Genomic DNA, 7,754 nt, shown 5'->3' with positions numbered 1-7,754 from the left:
TACTCACTACAAGATTACTGGAGATCATATTTTGTCCGAGATTATTATGTAGAAATGGATTTTGATGATAATATAGTAAGAACAGAAGTATTTTATTTGCCAGAACGTCAATAACAAATATGGGAAAGAGATGGTACTACATGGGAATAATTAAATATTTTAGAAAAAAGTACTGGGAAGCAGCCATTTTCAGAGGTGGGCGACGTATACCATTTACCTGTGATGGATTAACAGCTGTTCCTGATAGCGCCTATGCATTGTTTACTGAAAAAGAGTTAGAAAAAATTTACGAAGAAAGAGATATTTTTCATGAGCGGCTAATGCATATGATTGATTCTTTTTAATCACATGTACATCAGAGTTTTATATATTACTTATGATATTGTGCCGGCTTTGTCGCTTTGTATCAGCCGAATGAATACAAGAAAAGGAGCTGTCGGGAAATAGACAGCTCCTTCAAAGAAAATCTGCAGGATACCTTTCTTCTTTCCTTCTGTAAGTTCATTCCACCCACACTTTTCTCTGGATCTTTTCACCTGTTCACTTGTAAGCCCAGATTTCTTGCCATTCACCCTTTCAAGAACCTCTTCTACCGTCTGCTGATAAATTTCCTTCATCACTTCCGCCTCATCGTTTCTAAGTATTTACTACCTGAATTTCTTATGCAATGAAAGACCTCTTTGAAAAAAATATAAAAAAAAGACCTTCATTGCATAATAAAAAATGCAATAAAAGTCTCACCATTTCCTTATGATACCGGATGCTTCCACCGTACTGACAACATCACAAACGCAATTTGTTAAGCGCAGGTTACTCCCCTTTATTGGATCAAATCATATACCCAAAGTAACATGATTGTCAAGATACTTTATCATTACTTTTTCATTTTATGTTATACTTTTTACATCGTTAACACTATTAAAATAAATTCTCCGGAGGTGAATCAAATGGATTATACGAATAATTCCTGTTGTTGTGGTGAAGCGGAACATTTTTCCGGATGTTTGATTTGTGGTGCTCCTATTACGTATCGTGCTGAAAGCTCTATTCAGACGTGTAGTATCTGCCATAAAGAGCAATTAACCAATGCGGTCTGTGAAAATAGTCACTTTATCTGTGATGCCTGTCACAGCTATGGCACATATGCTCCGGTAATCGCAGCGCTCAGAGACAGTACCGAAAAAGATGCTTTGCTTCTTCTGGAAAAAATTATGGATCTTCCATCTGTACATATGCATGGACCGGAGCATCATGCAATTGTTCCATGTGTTCTTCTGACAGCGTTTCGCAATAATGGAGAACATATGGATTACGATGCTGCACTATCTGAAATCTGTAAAAGAGCGAAGCAGGTTCCGGGCGGTACCTGTGGTTACTGGGGTGTCTGTGGAGCTGCTGCCGGAGCCGGTATTTTCATGTCCGTTATGACTGGATCCAGTCCACTTCACAAAGATGCATGGCCGTTTCCTCAAAAACTTGTTTCCATTATTTTATCCAGACTGGCAGATGTTGGTGGACCTCGCTGCTGCAAACGTACCAGCAGAATTGCCATTGAAGAAGCCGTTCATTTTTACAGTCAGTTTTGTTCTGTAAACATTCCGTTGTCTTCTATAACGTGTAAATACTGCGAAGATAATCGCGAATGTATCCAGGAAGATTGTCCATACTATCCTGAATAACAGGCAAGGCAGTGATTCCATGATACCACGAAATCACTGCCTTGTAACTCGTTTGCCAGGATACAGCGCCCCATCTTCCCACTTTGCTTTTTTGCAGTTCCATGAACGAATATCCTTCTCTTCCAAAACACTCCTGATTTGTTCTTCTCCATTGTCCGATGTAAAAAGCGCTGTAATTTCCTTTTTTCCATCTACAATTTTCACACAATAATCTACCAGTTCCGGAATCTCAAACAGTAATTCATCCATCTCTCTGATACTTCCCAATGGATCCATCCGCTTTACAAAGTCCAGGCGTTTTATTTCACTTCCACAGAGGCATCTTCCTGGAATGATCCTTGACCAGTCACCGGTTCGATATCGAATCAACGGCTGTGCTTCCATTCCAATGGTTGTAATCACCAGTTCTCCCCATTTACCGTCCGGCAGCACATTTCCGTTCTCATCTATAATCTCTGTAATACAATGGTTTTCCCGCATATGCATGCCCTCATGCGCCGTGCAGCAAATGGCACCTCCAAGCCCCATCTCTCTGGAACCATAGTGCGGCCAAAGTCGTGTTTGCAGAATTTCTTCGATTGCTTTCATGACAGTTTTCGGACAGGCATCTCCGGATACCAGTGCTCTTTTTATACTGCCTTTTCCGCACATTCGAAGCATGGACAGCAATGCCGTCGGCATTCCCACATACGTATCCGGCTGCTCCTCTTCCAGAATCCTGTTCAGTTCGCCATAAGTTCTTCCTGTCCCGGTTGAAAGAGGTTTTGCTCCCAGACGTCTGATTGCCTCCGCGATCAGTTCTCCTAATCCAAAAGGACCTGAAAATGGCATAGCCACCATCGTTATACTTCCAGGATAAATAAATTCACCCAGCCCTGCCATAAAAAGTTCTATGGTGTGTTCACAGTCTCCCTCTGTATAGAATACACGTTTACCGGCACCGGTCGTTCCGCTTGTCTGTTCTGATATCACTTTCTGGACTTCCCCCTGGGAGCACAGCAGCATCCTGCCTCCATCTCGTGCCAGATCTGTTTCTGTTGTAAAAGGAAGGCTTCTCAAATCTATCAGGTTTTCCAGTCTTTCCGGCAAATCTCGGTAAAAACCCTCTCGTTCTTTTTCTCTCTTCAGTACAATATTTAATTTCTCCAGCTGTATTCTGTGTATTTCATCTCTTGTAATCTCTGTAATGCCTTCCTGCTTACAGATCATTGCATCTATATTCGATCGTTTCACTTTCTGTATAAATATATTCCTTTCGAATTCGTCAGATTATATGCACAAAATGGCACCATTCCATAATCAGAATCCACCTCGCAGATATAACATCTTTTCAGACGTTCAAGATCCAGATTCCATGCATCCTGAAAAATCATCCCTGATACTGCAAAAGTTTCATTATGAACCCGGATCAGGAATTCATCCAGCGCATCTGTCTGTGTCATTTCATCATCATCAAATTTTTTTGTGCTATAGCTCCACTGATTTTCCACATACTGTCTGGAATCATCGCTGGTAGTACAACAACATCCTCTGCCTGATTTCTTTTCCAGAAGTTTCAGTTCCCTCTCACCTTTTTTCAGATAACCTGCATGAAAAGAACAGTATGGATTCTCTGCTCCACCACCGGCGAAATCCTCGCTTTTCATAAGCCCGTCAGTCTGTTCCTCGATCAGCTTCAACATCTTTGGTATGGTAATCGGAGCTTGTGGACGCTGCTGAGAACATCTGCCAAAATAGCTGATCGGCTGGAAATGTACTCCTCTTACAAATGGCATATGATCCATCGCAAACTTCAGGATATCTCCAACCTGCATGTCATTTACTCCTGGCGCAATGACAGGTACCAGGGCAATTCCCAGTTCCACTTCCGAACAGTTTAACACAGCCTTTTCTTTCAGTTCTATCATAGAGCGTCCGCGCAATGTCTGATACACGTCATCTGTGACACCGTCAAACTGAAGAAATACCGTATTCAGTCCTGCTTTTTTCAGTTTTCTGGCATATCCTGCTTCCTGCGCAAGACGGATTCCATTGGTATTCAATTGAAAAAATGTAAACCCTTTTTCTCTACCCATATGTATGATCTCCGGAAGATCCTCCCGCATAGTTGGTTCTCCTCCTGAGAGCTGAATATTGAATGGTCCTCCATGATCCATCAGAAAATCATATTGCTTTTCTATTTCATCCATTGAAAGATCACCGTTTTCCAGACATTCTCCTGCCGAAGCAAAGCAGACCGGGCAGTGCATATTGCAGCGCTTTGTCACTTCCAGTATCATACAACAGCCTTTTCGTTCGTGCTCCTCACAGAGTCCACAATTACCCGGGCAGGATTTCTCTTTGATTTTGGGATTTACCGGAGTCTCCGCAGACAGGTTTTCTCTTCCCCAGGAAAGATACTCTGCTGCCGTTCCTTCCCAGATCAGTGTCTGAAACTTTCCGTGGATATCACATTCTTTCACCAGATAAATGCCATCTTCACCGATACATTTTTTAGCCGTAAGTACTTTCATACATATCGGGCATACACTTTTTGTTTTACCCAGCGTAATCATAGTTCCAATATTCCCCGTTCTGTCAGTATTTCTATCACTTTCGTATAAGTATCTGCAATCAGCGCAGGACATTGCTCCATGATCACTCCCCAATCCAGATTGGAAGTGATATCCTTACAATAAAAAGCACCAAATTCTTCTTCGGTCTTCTTATGGAACCACTGATATAATTCCTGCACAGCCGGTTTCATCTGTATATCTTCTTTCTCCTGCGGAGCCAGATTGCCAAGGAACAAACCTATCGCACAGGCCCCTCCTGTCAGGCAGCCACAGGTATCTCCACAGTAACCGATGCCACCGCCAAGACCTCCCAGAGCCTTTACAAGCTGTGGATTTTCCTCACCTATGGCTTCCAGTGTCATAATCATAACCATTTGTGAGCAATGATAACCCATACTGCTAAGTTCTATGATTCTTTCATAAAGATCCATGTGCTACTCCTTTCTGCCAACCAACATGGTATAGCGCAGCTTCTTTCCTTTATATTCTTTCTGCAGAAGCTTATACTCTTCGCTGCAGAACGAATCATTCCAGATTGCTTCCAGATAATATTCCCGCCAAAGTAACGTCTGATTCTCCTGCCGGAGAATGGTAAATCCTGTCTGTTCTGCCATTTCCGAAAGATTTCCGGTATCCAGATCTGACAGTAAAAGAAAACCTCCCTTTTTCAAAACGCGCCAGCATTCAGATAGTGCATTTTTCTGATCTCTGCTGACGAAAAATGCACACTGGCTGATGCAAAGATCTATACTGTCTGATGGATACTGCAAATGCAGAAAATTGCCTGTTTCCACATCACTGCTCCGTGGGAAAAGATCCACGCCATGTGCATCCAGCCCAAATGATTTCAGGATTCGTACCGTGTCCCCTTCTCCAGCTCCAAGATCCAATGCTTTCATTTCTTTTTTCCATTCTATGTTCTCCAGAAGATGAAGCGTCTGCGCTTCCCCTCCCGGATGCCTGTTCATCTATTTATCCTCCAGTGCACGCTCCACCGCGAGCACTTTTCCAAGTGCAAGTTCTTCCGGAACATACACAAACCCACACTTTGGGCAGACAGGCATTTCCACAGGAAACCCATTTTCCAGATACATAAATTTTGCTTTTCCTTTTACAAGAGGAACCTTACATTTCATGCAGGTCAGCTTTCCTTCCGGATCAATCGTATAATATGCTCTTTCTACTGCCATTACTGTCCCACCCTTTTCATAATATTCATTCGATGACTGTATGCTCTGTGTACCAGATATCCGCCTTCTGTTTCCACAAACCGCACCCAGAATGTGACATTTCCCAGTCTGCTTCTTGTCACCAGTTCTTTTGTTTCTTCATCCAGGATTGCTTCCTGATTTTCTCTGTAATCTGATAACACACGTTCCACATCACTTTTCAGTATCATGCGCTCATCCATCATATGGATTGCCTCCTCTGTATAGGCAACAGTATAGTCTTTTTTCTCCATGATCGATTCCTCATTCCAGATGTTTTTTAAAAGTGTTTGTTTCAATATGAGCCTGTTGTAGCGTTTCTCACTGATATCAGGCATATTGCTGGCATTTGCCCCATACAGAAGTTCAAGTATATGTCGGGATTCTCTTCCCTCTCTGGCAAATCGGTCTCTGCATGCCATGCAGTATGTAATATATGGTGCATCGGAACGTTCCAGACACTTTTCTGTCATTTTCGCTGCCATATCTTTATTGGCATATGCCGTCAGACCTCCATATCCACAACATGGAGACAAATCTCTGGAATATTCTGTATCTTCAACGGTACATCCCATATCCGACAAAAGTTGTCGTATCATATCTTGTGTCTGTGCATCCCCTCTGGCACCACAGGCATCATGTATGGCAACCGGTATCTCCAGTCCTTTTGCCTGCTGTGGAAGTCCGATTTCTTTCAAAATTTCCCAGATTCCTATAACATGCGCTCCAATACTTTCTTTTAGCTGCTTCATACAGGTTGGACAACCTGCTATGATGATCGGATCACCAAGTTTGGCTAGTTCCTGTTTCAGCTGCTCATTTACTTTTTCTGTCATTTCATAGCGGCCTGCCCATTCGCTGATTGCACCACAGCATCCTAGCATCAGAGCAACACCTCCATCTACCCGATTACTTAAATCTTCGTATGCCTGCATAACCACATCCGGCGCTATCGCACCTGCCTGACAGCCTGGGAAAAATACATATCTGCAAGTTTCATATCCCGGCTGGAGTCTGCTCAAAAAAGCCTCTGAATTTGAAAATAACATGTCCATCAGTGCAAATTCATGTGGCGCCAGCGGCATCTTATCTGTGGATACCATATTTTCTCTTGCTGACTTACACACCTGACTCATATCAAATCCATTCGGACAGATCACCGTACACTGTCCACAGAGGGCACAGGCATTCATCGGTTTGTTCATCGGATGATCTCCCATGATAATCTGCGTATTATTATAGATCTCACGGGCTAATAAACCCGGATGTTTTTGATATTCACTTAAATACACACAGCCTTTCATGCATTCGTCACAATGACACTGAATACATCGTTTTGCTTCTTCTACAGCTTCTTCTTTTGAATACCCATCCTGACCACAGAAAATCTTATTCGATCCATGGATTCCTTCCATGTTCGTATAAAGCTTGGTAGTCACTGCTCCTTCACTGCCTCTGTTGCTGTGCGGCGATAAATTCTGTACCAGAAGATCCACTGTCAAAGCTGCCCGCTTTGCGGCAAAAGCCGCATCCATCACAGATTCCGCAGGTCCGCTGACAATCTTTGCCTGTTCTCTTAACATAATCTCGACATCTGCTGCTTCTTCCGGAGCTAACATTTTTGCCACTTCTTCTGATGCGCATACCACATCTGCCAGTTCCATTTTTTCTCTGATAAACGAAAGATTCAAACTGCATCCAAATTCAAAAGAAAGATCCATAGATTTCAGACGTTTCGCTTCATTGCTGCGGTCTGATTCCAAAAGATGTCCGGCTGCCGCTGCAATATAGCTTTCATAATCTTCTTCCTTACAATAAATTGTCGTAGGATACATTTTCTTTTCCAGTTCCCCTGCAAGAAACAGTGGAAATAATCCAGAACCAAAGATTGCTGCCCTTTTCTTCTTTCTCATGCGAAATACACTGCTTCGTCTTCCCGGTTCTCCATACCGGACAATCGCACGTTCTACTTCTCGTATGGAGACACCATCACCAAGTTCACAAAGCTTGCAATTATCTTCGCAAGGTGCCGTACATCCATCACAGAGAATCATTGGAAATGGTGTAATTTTCTCATAAATTGCCAACGCTTTCTTAAAATTTCCTTTTGCAGCATAATACAGCATCTCTTTTGTATCCATTTTGAAAGGACAGGCTGCAACACAGTAGGCCGGCTGTTCATGGACGCAGAGACTGATCATATGATCCATCTCTTCTTTTGACATTCGATTTACATGATAAACGTGAGTAGAACCCCTCTCCTGTATGTATGTCATAACCTGATACTCCTTTCGTCTGTAAAGGGGAGGCAG

Annotated in this window: 9 protein-coding genes; 2 read left to right on the top strand and 7 right to left on the bottom strand. The window is 42.7% G+C overall.

What is annotated here, in order from left to right:
• Window positions 1-140: 140 nt before the first annotated feature.
• Entirely contained in the window at window positions 141-344 is a 204-nt protein-coding gene (locus G5B12_RS15675) for a hypothetical protein (RefSeq protein WP_044960377.1), read from the top strand.
• Between the two features lie 30 nt (window positions 345-374).
• Here G5B12_RS15675 and G5B12_RS15670 read toward each other — a convergent pair whose 3' ends face one another.
• Window positions 375-617, bottom strand: coding sequence for a cation-transporting P-type ATPase (locus G5B12_RS15670; RefSeq protein ID WP_015526489.1), 243 nt, complete (start codon window positions 615-617; stop codon window positions 375-377).
• Between the two features lie 330 nt (window positions 618-947).
• Here G5B12_RS15670 and G5B12_RS15665 point away from each other — a divergent pair, with 330 nt between their 5' ends.
• Window positions 948-1,679: a DUF5714 domain-containing protein gene (locus G5B12_RS15665; RefSeq protein ID WP_174088756.1), complete on the top strand. Its 732-nt coding sequence runs from the start codon at window positions 948-950 to the stop codon at window positions 1,677-1,679.
• Window positions 1,680-1,712: 33 nt separating this feature from the next.
• Here G5B12_RS15665 and G5B12_RS15660 read toward each other — a convergent pair whose 3' ends face one another.
• The 6 genes from G5B12_RS15660 to G5B12_RS15635 are packed head-to-tail and all read right to left on the bottom strand — an operon-like array spanning window position 1,713 to window position 7,718.
• Window positions 1,713-2,888, bottom strand: a complete 1,176-nt coding sequence (locus tag G5B12_RS15660; protein ID WP_174088754.1) for a DVU_1553 family AMP-dependent CoA ligase — start codon at window positions 2,886-2,888, stop codon at window positions 1,713-1,715.
• Window positions 2,889-2,908: 20 nt separating this feature from the next.
• A complete protein-coding gene (gene trsS / locus G5B12_RS15655) occupies window positions 2,909-4,234 on the bottom strand; it encodes a radical SAM (seleno)protein TrsS (protein WP_174088752.1) in 1,326 nt (441 codons plus the stop codon).
• Entirely contained in the window at window positions 4,231-4,665 is a 435-nt protein-coding gene (locus tag G5B12_RS15650; protein ID WP_021650124.1) for a DVU_1555 family C-GCAxxG-C-C protein, read from the bottom strand. The genes trsS and G5B12_RS15650 overlap by 4 nt, the downstream gene beginning before the upstream one ends.
• A 3-nt stretch (window positions 4,666-4,668) precedes the next feature.
• Window positions 4,669-5,202: a class I SAM-dependent methyltransferase gene (locus G5B12_RS15645; protein WP_174088750.1), complete on the bottom strand. Its 534-nt coding sequence runs from the start codon at window positions 5,200-5,202 to the stop codon at window positions 4,669-4,671.
• Window positions 5,203-5,424: a DVU_1557 family redox protein gene (locus G5B12_RS15640; RefSeq protein ID WP_174088748.1), complete on the bottom strand. Its 222-nt coding sequence runs from the start codon at window positions 5,422-5,424 to the stop codon at window positions 5,203-5,205.
• Window positions 5,424-7,718 carry a pyridine nucleotide-disulfide oxidoreductase/dicluster-binding protein gene (locus G5B12_RS15635; protein ID WP_174088746.1) on the bottom strand — a complete coding sequence of 765 codons (2,295 nt, stop codon included), beginning with the start codon at window positions 7,716-7,718 and terminating at the stop codon, window positions 5,424-5,426. Before G5B12_RS15635 ends, G5B12_RS15640 begins: the two co-directional genes overlap by 1 nt.
• Window positions 7,719-7,754: the final 36 nt, after the last annotated feature.

It is taken from the genome of Blautia sp. MSK.20.85, from assembly GCF_013317245.1.
In the GTDB taxonomy this organism is placed as follows: Bacteria; Bacillota; Clostridia; order Lachnospirales; family Lachnospiraceae; genus Blautia_A.
This window is presented reverse-complemented; position numbering and strand designations above follow the sequence as displayed.